Annotated in this window: 16 protein-coding genes; 1 reads left to right on the top strand and 15 read right to left on the bottom strand. The window is 35.7% G+C overall.

Annotation, left to right across the window (positions count from 1 at the left end; genetic code table 11):
- Window positions 1-8: 8 nt before the first annotated feature.
- From LG296_RS02420 to LG296_RS02365, 12 genes are all read right to left on the bottom strand, one after another.
- On the bottom strand, window positions 9-812 hold the full coding sequence (locus LG296_RS02420; protein WP_251400835.1) for an HAD family hydrolase: 804 nt from the start codon (window positions 810-812) through the stop codon (window positions 9-11).
- A 12-nt stretch (window positions 813-824) separates the two neighbouring features.
- On the bottom strand, window positions 825-1,934 hold the full coding sequence (locus LG296_RS02415; protein ID WP_404427364.1) for a cysteine protease StiP family protein: 1,110 nt from the start codon (window positions 1,932-1,934) through the stop codon (window positions 825-827).
- Between the two features lie 41 nt (window positions 1,935-1,975).
- Window positions 1,976-3,292, bottom strand: coding sequence for a phosphoribosyltransferase family protein (locus LG296_RS02410; protein WP_404427363.1), 1,317 nt, complete (start codon window positions 3,290-3,292; stop codon window positions 1,976-1,978).
- Between the two features lie 70 nt (window positions 3,293-3,362).
- The gene (locus LG296_RS02405; protein ID WP_404427362.1) at window positions 3,363-4,556 is read right to left on the bottom strand and encodes an HpcH/HpaI aldolase/citrate lyase family protein; all 1,194 of its coding nucleotides are present in this window, start codon (window positions 4,554-4,556) and stop codon (window positions 3,363-3,365) included.
- A gap of 170 nt (window positions 4,557-4,726) precedes the next feature.
- The gene (locus tag LG296_RS02400; protein ID WP_404427361.1) at window positions 4,727-5,491 is read right to left on the bottom strand and encodes a TerC family protein; all 765 of its coding nucleotides are present in this window, start codon (window positions 5,489-5,491) and stop codon (window positions 4,727-4,729) included.
- Window positions 5,492-5,549: 58 nt separating this feature from the next.
- Complete coding sequence (locus LG296_RS02395) at window positions 5,550-6,128, bottom strand: TerD family protein (RefSeq protein WP_404427360.1); 579 nt, start codon at window positions 6,126-6,128, stop codon at window positions 5,550-5,552.
- Window positions 6,129-6,225: 97 nt separating this feature from the next.
- Window positions 6,226-6,807, bottom strand: a complete 582-nt coding sequence (locus LG296_RS02390; RefSeq protein ID WP_251400829.1) for a TerD family protein — start codon at window positions 6,805-6,807, stop codon at window positions 6,226-6,228.
- 45 nt (window positions 6,808-6,852) lie between these two features.
- The gene (locus LG296_RS02385) at window positions 6,853-7,446 is read right to left on the bottom strand and encodes a TerD family protein (protein WP_251400828.1); all 594 of its coding nucleotides are present in this window, start codon (window positions 7,444-7,446) and stop codon (window positions 6,853-6,855) included.
- Window positions 7,447-8,039: 593 nt separating this feature from the next.
- Window positions 8,040-9,620 carry a diguanylate cyclase gene (locus LG296_RS02380; RefSeq protein ID WP_404427359.1) on the bottom strand — a complete coding sequence of 527 codons (1,581 nt, stop codon included), beginning with the start codon at window positions 9,618-9,620 and terminating at the stop codon, window positions 8,040-8,042.
- A 109-nt stretch (window positions 9,621-9,729) separates the two neighbouring features.
- Entirely contained in the window at window positions 9,730-9,897 is a 168-nt protein-coding gene (locus tag LG296_RS02375; protein ID WP_251400826.1) for a hypothetical protein, read from the bottom strand.
- 578 nt (window positions 9,898-10,475) lie between these two features.
- On the bottom strand, window positions 10,476-10,973 hold the full coding sequence (locus tag LG296_RS02370; RefSeq protein WP_404427358.1) for a hypothetical protein: 498 nt from the start codon (window positions 10,971-10,973) through the stop codon (window positions 10,476-10,478).
- A 46-nt stretch (window positions 10,974-11,019) separates the two neighbouring features.
- Window positions 11,020-11,475 (bottom strand): hypothetical protein, encoded by a 456-nt coding sequence (locus LG296_RS02365; RefSeq protein ID WP_404427357.1) that lies wholly within the window; start codon window positions 11,473-11,475, stop codon window positions 11,020-11,022.
- 365 nt (window positions 11,476-11,840) lie between these two features.
- Between LG296_RS02365 and LG296_RS02360 the strand changes: the two genes are divergently transcribed.
- Window positions 11,841-13,171, top strand: a protein-coding gene (locus LG296_RS02360) for an IS3 family transposase (protein ID WP_235867716.1) whose coding sequence is annotated in 2 segments (ribosomal slippage) — window positions 11,841-12,222 and window positions 12,222-13,171 — 1,332 coding nt in all. Because the reading frame shifts where the segments join, the coding sequence is not laid out codon by codon here.
- 59 nt (window positions 13,172-13,230) lie between these two features.
- Here the strand turns inward: LG296_RS02360 and LG296_RS02355 are convergent.
- The 3 genes from LG296_RS02355 to LG296_RS02345 all read right to left on the bottom strand — a co-directional run bounded on the left by LG296_RS02355 (window position 13,231) and on the right by LG296_RS02345 (window position 15,937).
- The gene (locus LG296_RS02355) at window positions 13,231-14,541 is read right to left on the bottom strand and encodes a Spo0B domain-containing protein (RefSeq protein ID WP_404427356.1); all 1,311 of its coding nucleotides are present in this window, start codon (window positions 14,539-14,541) and stop codon (window positions 13,231-13,233) included.
- A 152-nt stretch (window positions 14,542-14,693) separates the two neighbouring features.
- Window positions 14,694-14,930, bottom strand: a complete 237-nt coding sequence (locus LG296_RS02350) for a hypothetical protein (RefSeq protein ID WP_404427355.1) — start codon at window positions 14,928-14,930, stop codon at window positions 14,694-14,696.
- Between the two features lie 155 nt (window positions 14,931-15,085).
- Window positions 15,086-15,937, bottom strand: a complete 852-nt coding sequence (locus LG296_RS02345) for a ParA family protein (RefSeq protein ID WP_404427354.1) — start codon at window positions 15,935-15,937, stop codon at window positions 15,086-15,088.
- Between the last annotated feature and the right edge of the window lie 685 nt (window positions 15,938-16,622).

Below are 16,622 nucleotides of genomic sequence, written 5' to 3'. Positions count from 1 at the left end.
TCCACCTACTACTTCACCACATTCAGCTCCAAAATGTTCTGAAGCAGCTCCTCTGTTGAGGTAGCACCCATACCGTTTAGCCACTTTACTTTTTCATCATTAGGCTGCATTTCGTATAGCTCTCCGTGTGTTGGGCTATAGCCATAGTCAGCTTCGATAATCATATCGTAGTCCATCATGGAATCACCTGCAGCTACGTGAAGGTCATAGTCTACAAAGTTTTGTAAATATTGAACCGCGTAAGCTTTGTTTAAGCTTGTTGGCAGGACATATAGTTTTCTTCCATGCAGGAAGATACTCCAGCCCATTGTCATTAGCTCTCGTTGGAATTCTGCAAGCTCGCCTCTTGGCACAAGCTCTCTATTGACATGGAACATATAAAACAAATCATCGATGTAAAATTCACGTGCTACCCAGGACTCATGGCGAATCTTAGAAAACACCCGAATCATTTCTTCCTTTGGCTGAGATTGATCAGCTAAACGATTACGCACAATTTTATTCCACTCTAAATCCGATTTACCATCGATCAAGAGCGTTCCTCCATTGCTTGTTATCGCATATTTCGGATTGATATCCTTTGCGAGGGCGTGAATTCTTTCATATTGATAAACCGCTCTAGTTGTAACCGGTACAAATAGATGCTCTTTGCTAAATTGCTTTAGCAAATCGATGGAATCCTGAGACATGTAAGAAATCTCAAGAGCCTCTTTATGTTCAACCGGAATCACGTCTCCAGCAACGGGATATGTCTGCATCATCGTATTTGAATAAATTAAAGTACGATCTAAATCGGATGTAAATAAAATCAAGCTATATCCCCCTTATAATTCCTTAATTATTCCACAACATGAGTAAGACATGTCCGTAAATTCTTCAATTGGCACATTACGCTCTTTAGCAAGCATCAGGATATGGGTTAAATCATTCGAGTGCTCAGGATTCACAAGAATCTTCCAAGGTACACGACGCAGTAACACACGCGTTGTTTCACCAACACCAGGTTTAATAAAATGCGTATTATTTATCCCGAATTTTTCTTGAATTACTTCGACAGATCGCATGCCCTTCCATGAAGGTGTTGTATCCTCTTTTCTCAGCTCCTCAAGCTTTTCTATCACTTCGTTTTGCACATGCTCGAATTCACTTGTTAACGTATCTACGTAAAGGTTGGACACATCCACATCAGTTAATTCCCTATAATACTTCGCCCCGTGGAAGTCACTTTCCTCCATGAAATCATAATTCAATACAGTCCGGCTAACTAAGCCTGAAACTGTTGAATTTAGACAAGCCGATGGAATTAAAAAATCGTCGCGTGTTCCGTAAATACTTACACAATGACCTGGGTCTGCTAAAACACTTAAAGAAGAATCAAGTTTGTCCTCACGCGTCTCATTGTAAGCCTTACATGCCTCATCTAACTCGTATGTAATGGCTCCTTTTCCTGTCCAGCCATCAACAAATTGAATTTTTGCTTGTGGGTGTTGGTCAAAGATATAGTCGATGGCTACCTCATCAATTCCTCTGCCACGAATTATCGAGATAGAGTAATGTGGAACCTCCACTTGATATTTAAATGCCAAGTATCGCTTAATTAAGATTCCAATTGGAGTACCTGCCCTTGCCAAGCTTACAAGAACTAGATTTTCAAGACCGTTTATTTCCTTGATTTGCTCTGCAACAACGCCTACTGCAATGGCCACGCGTTTTGAGTACTGCTCTAGCGTATTATGAAATAATGATAAATATTCATCTGTTGGTTGGTATTCTACAGGCAGCATTTCTGAATAATGTGTACCCGATTGGATCAGTTTTTCTCTTTCCTCTGACTTTCTCTCAATCTTAAAATTGCTAATATCCCGTAATAAAAAAACAACATCCTCTTCTTTGTAGCTTCCCATTTTATCCGGTTTCACAATTGGTTTGTTCATACATATTCCCTCCATGCTTTTGTAGTTTGGCGTTTGCTCCTTTACTCCACGATTTCTGTCATATTGACGATATTAATATATGGTAGATTTACTCTTGCTAACTCTTCTATTAACGGACTTGCCGCATCTAAAGAGGACATTCTCTCAAAGATAATAAAGACTTCATCATATTGGTTTGCTTGAATATTGTACAGATAGTTTGTTACCCCTTGGTTCTCAGGACTATCGAAGTTGAATTTTTGCCAAATGGTATAGTCATTTGAGTTCGTATGATAGATTGGGCTACGTGTAGTTGAATGGAAATAAACACCCTCTCCCATCTGAGCAGCAATGTGCATAGGTAAATACATAAATTCACCCGTACCTATGACTAATGTTTTTTTACCCCGTCTTTTTTCTTTCACGTAATTTGCAACTGCTTGGATTTGATTTGAAAACTCTTTTTCCTTTTGTATAGAAAGACCAAATCTTCCTGTTGCATGTAGATAGCTCGATTTGTTTGAAATGCCATTGACACTAGTTGAAGAGCTTTGTTGAAGGCTATCAGATGATAAAAGGTGAGAAACAGGTAGATAAGAAACTTCTGGTTGGAATGTGTGATCTGTTTTCATTTCATACTCATCTGTGGTTGGTGTTCCGCTAATCGAAACGACCCCATCTATCAAAGCAATGGTATGAATTTTAATGTCCAATTCTTCCTCTAATTGACGGTATCGTTCACGGTATTCTGGCGTGCGCCAATCTAATATCGAGACGACTGTAAATTCATTTTTTAATGGATACTCGGCCTTGATCGTCCGAATAATGTTGATGGCTGTTTTTCCAGTTGTAACTTCATCATCCACAAGGACCACTTCACTGCCATCCTTGAAAAATTCCGCATCAAGTGCATAAACTCGATGACTCGTCGCATGAGAATGCTCTTCTTCAAAATTAATAATTGAAGTGAGACTATCAATTTGCTCTCGTGTTGTATGAATGTACTTCGCATTATTGCTAAAGCTGCTAAATACTGCATGACCCAATGCAGTCGCTGTTTCTGCAAAGCCAACAAAAGTAGTGGCCTTCGGTAGTGAAATTGGGGCTTTTTGTAGTGAGCCCCAGATCTCCTCTAACCCTTCATTTGTTTGGATAGCATTTGCAATTTTTTGAGCACGTGGGTCACTTTCCCCATAAACTACTTCTAAATAACGTATTGCAAGTAAGCTTCCTACAAGCAATGGTATTTTAGGATTGACTGCAAGATGCTTTCCTAAAACCTTGCTAACAAATAAGAAGCTTCGATTTTTATTGATTCGTGCTGCCATTTGAAATAACTGACCAAGCTGAAAGTTGTATGGATTATTTAATACATCCACTTCGACAGTTAAGTCATTTAATACTTGATATACTTCTTTATTTTCAACAGGCTTCAGAGTTCATCTCTCCTTATCTCTTAATCTTTACATCTTCTATAATCAAGCTTGTAAAGTCCTGATGCTCATTATATACACCAAAAGCTTTTGCTCTTAGTAAAATGCGTTTCGCCCAATAATAATGCGGCTTCACTTCATTCATTTTATTTTGATACTGACTTTTTAGCACGCCCACATTACCTTCAGCATTATTGATGATACTTAACGCATCCATATACTCCTCATGTGTTACGGTATAAAGTGCATGAACAGGTTTAATATGGGTTGGGTGAATGATTGTTTTACCAACAATGCCATTTAATTTATCTAAAATGACTTCGTTAATCAGTCCATCTAGGAATTCATTAATTAGCTCTCTGCGTTTTTTAAGGCCTGTGCTCCCGTGTCTGAATTCAAACGGGCTGACACGTAGCTGTGGCTTTAAAATCCGTTCTTCTTTTGAAAAATACTCCCACACTGGTCCAGAAATAACATAGCCATCGTCTTGTCGATTAAATATATTTATGATGTTGGCTAAACAATCGCGAATAACCGAAACATCATAGATTGTCGTATCTACATTTCTTCTAATACCATACAATCCGCAAAAATCTGTACAGCCAACTCGGATATTTAAAATATACTTACTATACGAATCTATGATTTTTTTTGTTTCTAATAAAGATTCTAACCGATCTTCCTTATAAATAAATTCACTGGACTCAAGGATTGGCATAGCATATAGAACTGTATCCTCAGTATTAATGTCATCAATAATTTGTAAAAATTCCCGACCATTTTTAGGGGAGAATTTAGGGAAAACATAGCCAGTTAATACTTTATTAAATACGCCAAATTTCGAATTCATTCTCTTCAATTGCTCTGGAGTTCTAACCCTTACAAAAATCAGGGGCAAATCCTCGATTGTGATAATATGATTTTCCAAAGCATAATAAATGGTTTCCAGATGCTTTACTAAAAGCTCTTCTGCCTCTTCTAGCTGGTTATCCCCAACCGCATCCTCTAAATCGATTACCATTGATACTAGCTCTTTAAATTTCTTTGTAATGACATCTTGAGCAATACTTTCCTTTGTCGCCGGCATATAAAGAGTTGCACCTACCATGTAGGAAAGAACCTCTTTTTCTGAATACTTAGTAAAGGACTCTGGCTGTTTATAAAAGATTTTCTCCAATCTTTCAGGTGACTCAAAGCTAAAATGTTTCATCCCATTCCCCCCAACCTTTCGTATTAGAAAAACACAACTCGACCCAAATTGGTCGAGTTGATGTCGTTTCCTTGCGGATATCATTTTTTCAATAGTTCATATCCGTTAAAGAAAAGCTACCGCTTAAATAGCAGTAGCTAAATCTATTGATTTAAACTAAGAGATTACTATTATATATTCTCTTCATCTATCAATTTCTTCTTATTCTTAAAGTGAACAACAAAGGTAGCTGCAAAGGCTGCAATTAATATTAAGAAGAATAACCAGTGCTCTAAGTGGAAACCAAACACACTCGCTAACATTTTTAATGAGATAATACCAATTAAAATAAATGCTGTATTTTCTAATTCAGGGACTTTTTCGATTAATGTAAGGAATACTCCCGCAACTGTACGCATCATGATAATTCCTAGCATACCGCCAAGTAAAAGCACCCAAACCTGATCGGATATGGCAAATGCCGCTAAGATTGAATCTACTGAGAAGGCAATATCCATTAGCTCAACGGAGATTACTGTTGCCCAGAACGTACCAAATAGGCGAACTAATAAAGTACCTTTTTTAAACTCTTTTGCTTCATCTTCCTCTTCTCCACCCTTTTTGCGGAAATGAGAATATACAAGCCACCCTAAATAAAGGGCACCCAGTACTTTAATGAACCAGAATTTGATTAGATATACACCAATACCTATGAATAGGAAACGGAAGAAATATGCACCCAGCATCCCATACATAAGTGCTTTCTTTCTTTGCTTCTCTGGAAGGTGTTTTACTAATACCGCTAAAACAAGGGCATTATCAGCTGATAATAGACCTTCGATTACAACCAGCGATCCAATTAAACCCCATGCTACAGGGTCTGTTAATACTTCACCCCACATCTCCCAGTCAAAAAACATGGCATATGTGCTTAGTATTTGATTAATAATCTCCAAAGTAGTCCCTCACAATTTACATATTCTATTTTTATATTAAATTCATTTAGATAGACAATTATGCATTCAGTCCATAGGCATTTACTAATGCCTGTAAACCGCCTTGGTAGCCAGAACCGACCGCATTAAATTTCCAGTCGTTTCCGTGCTTATAGACCTCACAGAAAACAACTGCTGTTTCAATACTGAAATCTTCGCCTAAATCATAGCGCAACACTTCATTACCGGTATCTTCATTTACTAAACGAACAAATGCATTAGACACCTGACCAAAGTTTTGATGGCGCACCTCTGCATCATGAATCGTTACAGTAATTGCAACCTTTTGTACATCATGAGGAATTTTCGATAGGTCAATTTTAATTTGTTCGTCATCTCCATCGCCTTCACCAGTTCGGTTATCTCCTGTATGAGTTACTGAACCGTCAACACTACGTAGATTATTGTAGAAAATAAAATCAGTTTCTTTTCTACATTTACCACCTGCATCTAAAAGAAATGCAGAAGCATCTAAGTCGAAATCTTGACCACCATCAAATTGTTTGATATCCCAGCCTAATCCAATAATGATTCTTTGTAATGATGGGTCATTTTTGGTTAAATCAATTCGTTGACCTTTACTTAATTGAATTGCCATATTTTAATTCCCCCTAACGATTTTAGAATAATCAATCAATTATATTGAAAGTAACACAGCAACTAGATAAAGATAAGTCACTGTGCTACCTCAAAATTTAACCTACTTGTAAGCCAAAGTCATTACATAATGCTGCTAAGCCGCCTTGGTAGCCAGAACCAATAGCACTGAATTTCCACTCGCCATTATGACGGTATAATTCTCCAACTACTACAGCTGTTTCGATACTGAAGTCTTCACCTAAGTCATAGCGAATAATTTCTTCATTTGTATCATCATTTACTACACGAATAAATGCATTTGTAACCATACCGAAGTTTTGAGTTCTAGTTTCAGCATCATGAATCGTAACTGTGAACGTTACTTTTTGAATGCTTTCCGGGATGTCTTTAAGAGCGATTTTAACTTGCTCATCATCTCCCTCACCCTCACCAGTTAAGTTATCACCAGTATGAACTACTGAACCATTTCCACCTGTTGTTTGGTTGTAAAAGACAAAATCTTGAGGGCCAGAAACTTTATTAGTCGCATCTAGTAAGAATACTGATGAATCTAAGTCGAAATCATGTCCACCATCATACTTATTTGTATCCCATCCAAGTCCAACCGTAATTTTTGATAATCCTGGATTTGTTTTTGTTAAATCAACCTTTTGACCTTTTGCAAGTGATACTACCATTTGAAATCCTCCTAATTATTGATGAATTTTTTTTTACTATAAAAATCATATATAACGGTTACAGATTGCTGATAAGCCAGGATCTGTCGTTCCAGTTCCAATTGCCGCAAACTTCCATTCATCGTTATGACGATAAATTTCACCCGTTATTAATGATGTCTGACCAGAATAGTTATCAGATAAGTTATATCTAACAATTTCTTCATTTGTTTGTGGGTTAACCACGCGAATATAAGCATTTTGAATCATGCCGAAATCTTGCTTTCTTCTTTCGCAATCGTAAATATTTACGACGAAAACTAATTTATTATATTGGGCTGGGATATTTCTTAAATCCAACATAATTGTTTCGTCGTCACCATCGCCTTCACCTGTTAAATTATCCCCAGAGTGAACAACCGAACCATTATTACTACTTTTGTTCCCAAAGTATATGAGATCCTTTTTATCTGTAAAACGGTCATTTTGTAACATAATTACGGACGCATCACAGTCGACATCTGGTCCAGAAGATTTAAAAAAGCTAAATCCTCCTGTTTTCCCTACAGGATCCCAGCCTAGTCCAACCATTATACGGCTTAAATCTGCCTTACCTTTTGTTAAATCGATACGTTGACCTTTTTGCAAGTTAATAGTCATGAGCTTTTAGTCCCTCCTTCAAACACTTATAAATACAAATTTTCAAATTCGCTAAATCAGTATGTACGGTTATGTACTTATTTAAAATCGTTAAATTCAAATACCCATTATTAGTCTAGTAATAAAAAAGTAGTAAGTAAATGATATTCCCTTAATTTTACATTTAATTAACAATTTACGACTGACCTTTTACCATATACATAATCTGGTAAGAACCATGTTACTAATGGGTGATTTTAATTATCGAGAATAAAAATATAGCTAGTTTTAAGCACATAAACGCTACATTAAACGCATTATTCAGATAATTAATACAGTTATCATGTTACCATATGGGGCATATTTTTACAATTAATACACCCACCTATAATTTTCCATATATATGGCATAAAACAAGATTTAAGGTTCATTAACATGAACACTTCATATTTCATTAGAAAAACACACCTCGACCAGAATAGGTTGAGGTGAAGTTTTTTCTTATGCGGATTTCCCTTAGAACCTATACTTTCCTATCCGCTTAGAATAAATGGCTATACGACAAGCGTTTTTGGTCATACAAAAAACCTAACGTTTAGGTGTAGTTCCCAAAGTTAGGTCTGTGTGTTTATGGAATTTACTTTCTCTGAGTAGATTAGTACACGGTTTCGCCCTTCTTCCTTTGCTGCGTAGAGGGCTTTATCTGCATTATTAAGCAGCTGTGTTAGTGTTTCATCTATAGCGTTCGAAAATTGAGCTACACCGAAGCTTGCCGTTATTGAAACAATTAAATCCTCTACAACCAGAGGCTCTGTCCCAATTGCACATCGAAGCTCATTAGCAACCTTAGCTCCATCGTTTGCTGTATACCCCTCTAACGCGATAACAAATTCTTCACCGCCATATCGGGCAAAAAGACCAATCGTATCTAGCTTTGTTTGGCAAATTTGTGCCACATGCTTTAATATCTGGTCTCCAATCATATGGCCATATGTATCATTTACTTTTTTAAAATAATCAATATCAAATAAAATGACAGTCAAGGGTGTTTGAGCAGCTTTGGCATGCTCAAGCTTTTGCCCACACTGCTGAAAAAATGCCCGGCGATTATACACTTGAGTCAGCTCATCGAAATAAGCTTGCTTCTCGAGTTGTGCTTGAAGCCTCTTTAGCTCCGTAATTTCCGTAAGAATGATGAGCAATCCTTTTTTAACTTCCCGATCCTGCAATGTAGAAGTACGAACCTGATAAAAATTCTCCGCAATCTCAATTTCAAGTGTCATCTCCCGCTTAATGTCTACGGATTCTAAATAAAAGCTATCCGAAATACCAGTAACATTTTGCCAAATAACATGAAAATTTTGTCCAATCATGGATTTATTTAGCTGCGGAAACATTCTTCTACTTGCTTCGTTAAATTCAATTAGATGGTATTGCTCATCTAATACGAAAACACCATTACTAATACTGTGAAAAATTGCATCCTTTGCAATGGGCATTACAGTAAATAATCGAGTCGTGCTGATTGACCATAAATATAAAATACTAGTTAGCCAAAGAACCATTGGTACTGGATCAAAGCCAGGAGGTGTAACACCTATTAAATAAATAAATGCTGTCACCATTGGAACTAGCTGACCGATTAATAAAGCAATAATTTGAGGTCGATACATTTTCGCCGTTTCTTTCCAGCGGAAGATTAAAAGCATGAAAGCTACTAGCATGCAGCCAAAGGTAAACATTCCATGAACTAAATACCAAATACCAACTTCAATAGCACTAAACGGAGCACCTAATGATGGATGAACCATATACGATTTATAGTGAAAATGATGAAAATCATTTGTTGCAACCATGATAAAACTAATCAAAGGAATTGCTAATAGTAGAATTACACGTGGCTTCGTTATTTTCACACCTAAGTACTGCATGATAAACAGTAAACCCAGAGGTGAAGAAAATGGCATTCCAATATATTGAATAATGGTCCAAAACTTAATTTCTTCTAGGTTGGATGCTGTTAAACCAAAAGCAGCGGCAAAGCAATAAATCGTTATACTTAGGCAATACACAGCAAAAACATGTTTAATATTGGTAAATTGCTGACGCTTAATAAATACATAAATAAATAAGTACAAGTTCAAAATACCCGATGTGCAAAACAATGTAATATAGGTTGTTAATTGAGAATTCACTTATTTTCCTCTTCAGATCACTTTTTTCTTTAATGTAGCACATTTAATATCTATTGTGGACTATTATATAAATATAACAGTTCATTTGAATCACTTACCTACACGAATCTTACACTTCTTTTAGCAAGGAGTTAATTTTGTTTAAGGATCCACTAGTTTTTATTTCTTTTACCTCGTTCTTCGCCTCTACAGGTGTGTCATCGTGATTATCCGTACAAGCTGCTACAAAGATTAGCGAGCATATTAAACACATGATTAAATAGTAATGTTTTCGCATATTCCACCCTCACTTTTGTCATTTAGTTTATTTTTTACAATAGGTGTTAAAATATGCGAATTATATTTTCCCAGTCTTTAAATTTGTAATAAGTATTGAGCTTTTTTAAACAAAATACTGCCACTGTTCTAATTTTGCTTCTAGCTTGTTCTATAAAATCCAACCTTGTACCCTTACAAAAGCGAACGTATGTGCTATAATTTAGTTGTGATAGTTTAGCTTCCTTTTAAGAATGGTTGGCTTCTCACTTCTTTAGAGAGGTGGTGATGCCATGACTGTTGCTGAAACGCTTATGTTTGCAGTTGGGTTTTCAGCGTTGATAGTGTCCGTTCTATCTTTTAACCACAAAAAATAACCCATCCTTTTGCCGCGCGAACGTCTAGGTGGGTTAATTGTTTGAAATAGCCAATCCTCTCTTAATGGACTAACCTATTGCACTGACTGCTTGATGTTGCAGCATCAAGTAGTCACATTAAATTATGAAATTCTTAACTTTAGTATACCAGACTTGCTACTTCCCTAACAAGATTGGACAGTCTAGAATCTTACTGATTTTGAATTAAATAAATATAGCTTATCTAGCGCATCATCTCACAGAAATTCTTCAACAGAAATTCCTTGCCAACCTGGTTAAATACGACCTTTTGGTATTCTCGACCATTAAAAGTTCGAGTGACACATTCTATTCCATACCCTTCTGATTTATCATTTGTTACCGTGCTACGATGTCCTTGCTCATCGACTTCTTCACTTAAAATACCGAGTTCTTTTAATTTTTTATTAATCAACGTACCAGTAATATTTTTACTAATCGTTCGATCGATTACCTCATTGATGGCTTTAGCAAATTCGTTAATGCCAATACTGCCTGCTGGTAGAGACACTTGCTCCAATTGTTCGTCTGTAATGATAAATTGGGTTGGTTTTCTTCTTGGTTTCTTTGATTTTTCAATTTCATAAGAAATATAGTCTGTAAGGAAAAATAGTGGATGGATAATTTGTGTATTATGTAAAAAGCTATCTTCTTGGATGGGTGTATCGTCTAGAGGATTAATTCCACTTGCAATCTTTATCAATACATTTTTGGATTCTAATAGTTTTTTAGTTTCGTGTACACTACCTTCACCCTCTCCAACGAGGATATTTTGTTTCTATGGCTTGTAAATAGGGTTTATAGATTTCATAGTTTTCTGCATAGATATCTAGAAAATTACTAGGTACCTTCCCATACTTTACGAAAAATGCACCACTAGAGTATTGAGCGATAAAACTATTTTCTGAATCCACCTCAGGTATTTCTAAATATGCAGCAAAATGTGCTAAAACCTTCTCTTCAATATCCGAGTTGAACATGTATACATGGGAGGAGCCATCTTTTTTACCTAAGCTAAATATTCCATAAGCATCCTTATACATTATTCGATAGCTTTGCATTTTACCAGTAACTTCTCTTTTGTCAGAAAAGTCTTTTTCACAGGCTTCACAGCTTCCTGTCACTATACCAGATTTGTAATCATAATATTCAGTTGCTTCACCATTACAATTTGGACAATCGACCCTTGAAATAATAAATTGCATACTTTACACTCCTTCATTTTTAGTTATCGAATAGATAAATTAGGAATAATTAAAGCTGTTTTTATGAGGATATTCTTAGAGGTAGTTTTGAAGTTACCCTTATTTTAATCAATCCCTAAATAATGTCAAACGCCCATAAAATCTACATTCACACGGAAATGACCCAAAATTTGATTTTGCTATGTTTTTTTATTCAAAAATCGAGTTTTGCCCAATGTTTTACCTTCAAAAAAATATTTTCAGGGTTAGAAAAAAGCTCCCCAATCTAGTAAAATGTACCCTATAAGATGGACACTTTAAAAAAAGTCCTTCTTGTAGGGTACTTTTGTTTATAATGAGAAAAAAGATGTTGGAGCGGAATTAGAATGACGAAAAGATTATTAACGAAAAAAGAACAAGAACTGCTAAAAAGAAACCCTTATGTAAAGTCAGTCAGCGAGAAAGCGATTACCTATACCGACGAATTCAAACGTCATTTTATTGCAGAAAATGAACAGGGGAAGCTACCTAGAGATATCTTCGAGGAAGCTGGCTTAAGTGTGGACTTAATTGGAATGGATCGTATTAAAACAGCGGGGAAACGCTGGCGTGCAGCCTATCGTAATTCTGGCATTGTAGGTTTACAAGATACTCGTAAAATGAATTCCGGCCGACCTTCTGAACGGAAATTAACCCCAGAAGAAAAAATCGCCCGTTTAGAAGCGAAAAACCAGTTATTACGTGCAGAAAATGAACTACTAAAAAAGCTCGATCTACTCGAAAGGCAGATGTTGAAGAAGAAATTACAATCGAAACGAAACTAAAATTTGAATTAATCCACCAGACGCTTCAAAAGTATAAACTAAAGCGTATGGTGAGCTATCTATGTAAGGTAATGGGTGTGTCTCGTTCAGGGTTCTATCATCATTTTGATGAAAAATCAGCGCAAAATCGCGCCAAACAAGATGAAGCAGATGAAGTGGTGAAAGACATCATTTTAAAGGCGTATCATTTCCGAGGACGTAAAAAGGGAGCACGCCAAATTAAAATGACGCTTCAAAGCCAATATAGCATCACCTATAACTTAAAGCGGATTCGCCGCATTATGAAGAAATTTAACATCATCTGTCCAATTCGCAAGGCAAATCCTTATCGAAGAATGGTCAAAGCGACGAAAGAACACCGCATTTATGCGAACGAATTAAAACGCAAATTTAAACAAGGTATAGTGGGTAAAGTGTTATTGACAGACATCACATATTTGCCATATCGAAACGGCAAACGTGCATATTTATCAACGATTAAGGACGCTGAAACGAACGAAATTCTAGCTTATGAAGTGTCATCTTCTTTACACTTGGACATCGCTCTGAATACGTTGAAGAAATTAAAAAAACATTCGCATTTAGCAGAAGATGCCTTTATCCATTCCGATCAGGGTTTCCATTATACAAGCCCGATTTACCAGGCATTGGTGAAGAAAATGGGTTTAGGTCAGTCTATGTCACGGCGAGGAAACTGTTGGGATAATGCGCCTCAAGAATCATTCTTTGGGCATTTAAAAGATGAAACAAACTTTAGCAATTGTGAAACGCTTGAAGAAGTAAAACGTGAAATCAAAAGTTACATGACCTATTACAATCATTATCGTGGGCAATGGAATTTAAAAAAGCTGCCGCCTGCAAAATACAGACAGCAGCTTCAACAAGTTGCCTAGGCTCTTTTTCAAAATGTCCTTTACAAAGGGTACACTTTACTAGTTAGGGAGCCTCACATTTATTTAACTGGTATTTTCACTATAGCCGTCGTTATATTATCACCTGAAGATTCAATCGAAATATCACCATTATATTTTCTTACAACCTCTCTGACGATAAACAACCCTTGTCCTCTAACCTTACCTTCTTCAATAGGCTTTGTAGAAAACCCTTGTTTGAAGATCGCTCCACTACTGACAACTTTTGGACCGGTATTTATTACCTTAAATATATATTGCGTTTCGTTGGCATCACAAAAGATTGATACTTTTCGTGATTCTTCTGCTAACTCTCGAGTCGCATCCATTGCATTATCTATTAGATTTGAAAGGATTTTGATCATATCCGTTGTTTTAATACGCTGATAGGAATCCTGTGTTACCTTTGTTTTCATTGCAATTTGGTGATTTTGTGCAGCTATTTTTTTCGATTTTAACAGAATTGCCAGACCTGGATGCTCAATTGTCGAATTTATAGACTCGATTAACTGAACTTCGTTTGACAGTGAATTTACATATTGCCTAGCTTTCTCTGATTCTCCAATTGTAAGTAGACCATGGATAACTTGAATATGGTTTGAGAAATCATGTCTTAGAGAAGAAACAGAGCTTAATAATGTTTGAATTTCCCCTTGATATGTATCTTCTGTATTTTCTATTTCCTTTGTTACTTCCCTTTGATACCAATTTTGAAGGAAGTAAGATAAACAGATAGCAATTAAGAGAAATATCGAGTTAACCAAAAATATAATTACATTATTTTCTTGCACACTTTCATTGATGGTACTAATTTTATCTGTACTAATGTCGATTGCAAGAAATCCAATAATATTATTATACTCATCGAATATTGGAGCACCAACGGACAAATACTTACCATAACGAGTATCATCTATAATGTCCGAGGTGTATGATTCACCATTATAATAAGCATGCCTAACCTCCTTCTCTGGAAGGGTACAAACCGTACCAATTTTGAAAAAATCTTGTTCCATTTTAGGTAATCCTACTATCATCGTATGGGATACTTTCGGATTATCTACTTTTAATGTATAAACAAATAGAGCACCTATGTCTTCTCTAATAGTATTTAACTGATAATTCAGCTTCCAATAATCATCATTCTTTTCAGGATTACTTAGAAATCGTATATACGTAGCCGTATCAAATTTTGCGGAAATCGCTTTGGCTGTTTCTAGCGTTTGATTGGCAATCGCCTCTTCAACCGTGGTTTCTATATTCTGATCTGTTACGTAAAAACTTAGAACATTAAAAACTATCAATAAAGTAGCAGATATTACTAAAATTAGTTTTATTTTATGATTTTTCATTACTAAGTACATCCTTAATTTATTTCATTCAGTATTATAGTACTATAGTAACGACTATTTTTAAACAAATAATTTATGGGACTAAAGAGTTACCTCTTTATGTCCCATATTTTCAAGTATTAGAATAACTTCATCAAATAGCTAAACGTTAACTAATTCCAGGCTGTTCTTTCACTTACCGGCAGCCCCTTACGCTCATTATTTTGATTACCAAACATATTTTTCGATTCATAGTTTTCTAAATTTGCATTTAGATGAATCTCGGAAGCAAACTCCTCATTATCATTATTGGTTTGTTTGTTTTGATTCACATTAAGTTTATCCACTGCACAAACATTCCCTTCCTTATCGGAATTATAATTCGTGTTGTTCGCTTCTACATTTGGCATGATAGCTATCCTCCCTACTTGAATATAGCCATATAGAAAAGAATTTTTTTTAAAAACCATTTCTATATGTTACTTGACTAGTTTGTCCAAAATAGGCTTATTTATTTGAGTAAAAATAGAGAATCCGTTGAAATCTAAAGTGAATTTTTTAAAATTTACCCTTCATATCTTTCTACAATATCCTTTGCTAAATTATAGAAAGCAGTATATTGGCCATCTTCTTCCCACTTTTCCTTGAACGTAGAATATTGCTGATGATAATCTGCTGCCTTAGCTACCTGATTATTTTCTTTAAATATAGATCTAAATACATGAGGAATCACTCCCTTTTTAAGCTTATCTAGAGTTTCTTTATGTACCTTTGAATCTTCTTTAAATTTAGTCACAACAATTCCTAATGCTTCGATTTTAATGTCCATATTATTTGAAAATTCCTCGATACGATCCACAACATAAGGTATTCCATACGTAGAAAGGACATCAGGGATTGCCGGAATGATATACCCGTTAGCGATGCGAAGACCATTCAATGTTATGATCCCCATATTAGGGGGACAGTCGATTAAGATATAGTCGTAATTATATTTGATGGGGCGTATAGCCTTTTTTAAAATTTCAATTGGGTTGTCTGAGTAAAATGGTCCCGTCGGCATTTTAGCCAAAACATCCTGTATATTTATTAAATCTAAGCTTGATGGAAGTAAATCTAAGTTTTTCACTGAGGAAATATTTGAGACATTTTTTTGAAGTGTTTTATCGAGTATAAATTTAGACTCATCAGGATCCAATGCTTCTTCAAACAATGCAGCTAACGTATAACCATTTTTATTTAACTCTTTCCAACGTCGATTACCGATTAACATCGTAGTTGCACTTGTTTGCGGATCTAAATCTATTAGTAAGACTTTCTTTTTAAACTCTGCCGTTAACACTTCCGCAAGACCCACAGTCGTTGTTGTCTTCGCTACGCCGCCTTTTAAATTGATTGTCGGTATAACAATTGCCATTCAATCTCCCCTTTCCCTTGTCAACTAAGCTTTCTATCGTATGAAGTACCTTAAAACGATTTTAAGTGAGACAATTTCCTCAATGTAAATTACCTTATGACAAGGTATGTCTATCGTCCTCATTTCATTAATCATTTAAAGGTTTTTACATATTCCTACCTCAAACGCAAAATAAGACATTTCTCGGGAAATAATTCTCAATATTACTTGGAAATTTGTTGAACGCTGGGGAGATTAAATGATTAGTAGAAGAGCGAAAAATTCAGTAAAAATTCCCTTGTGGATAACCTCTATTCTGTCAACAATTGTGGATGAATTTTAAAGGATTGTGGAAAAGTTTTTTGATGGGGTTAGTTAGAGGCGGTAAGGTGAGGATGCATTTTTAATTCTGGTGGGCTTGGTGGTATCGGTTTTATAGATTGGGAGTGTTAGGTTAGAGATGTGGTGACCCACTCTATAAATAAAAGGAGAATTTCCGTTTATTTGCCCGTTTTGATGCAAAATGAAGAAAATAGCGGAAGAAATTCCGCCTATTAACTTAAAAAACATGAAAATGAGGCGTTTTTCTATGAATAACAGGAAAACCTTCCCTTATTCACACCCGATAAGAGCCTCAGCCTTCATATAACCGGAATTTCTCTGCTTATTCACTAAATTCAGGCACTGTTCATTTATCCACAATAGT

The sequence above is a fragment of the Ureibacillus chungkukjangi genome, assembly GCF_044795995.1.
Classification (GTDB): Bacteria; Bacillota; Bacilli; order Bacillales_A; family Planococcaceae; genus Ureibacillus; species Ureibacillus chungkukjangi.
This window is presented reverse-complemented; position numbering and strand designations above follow the sequence as displayed.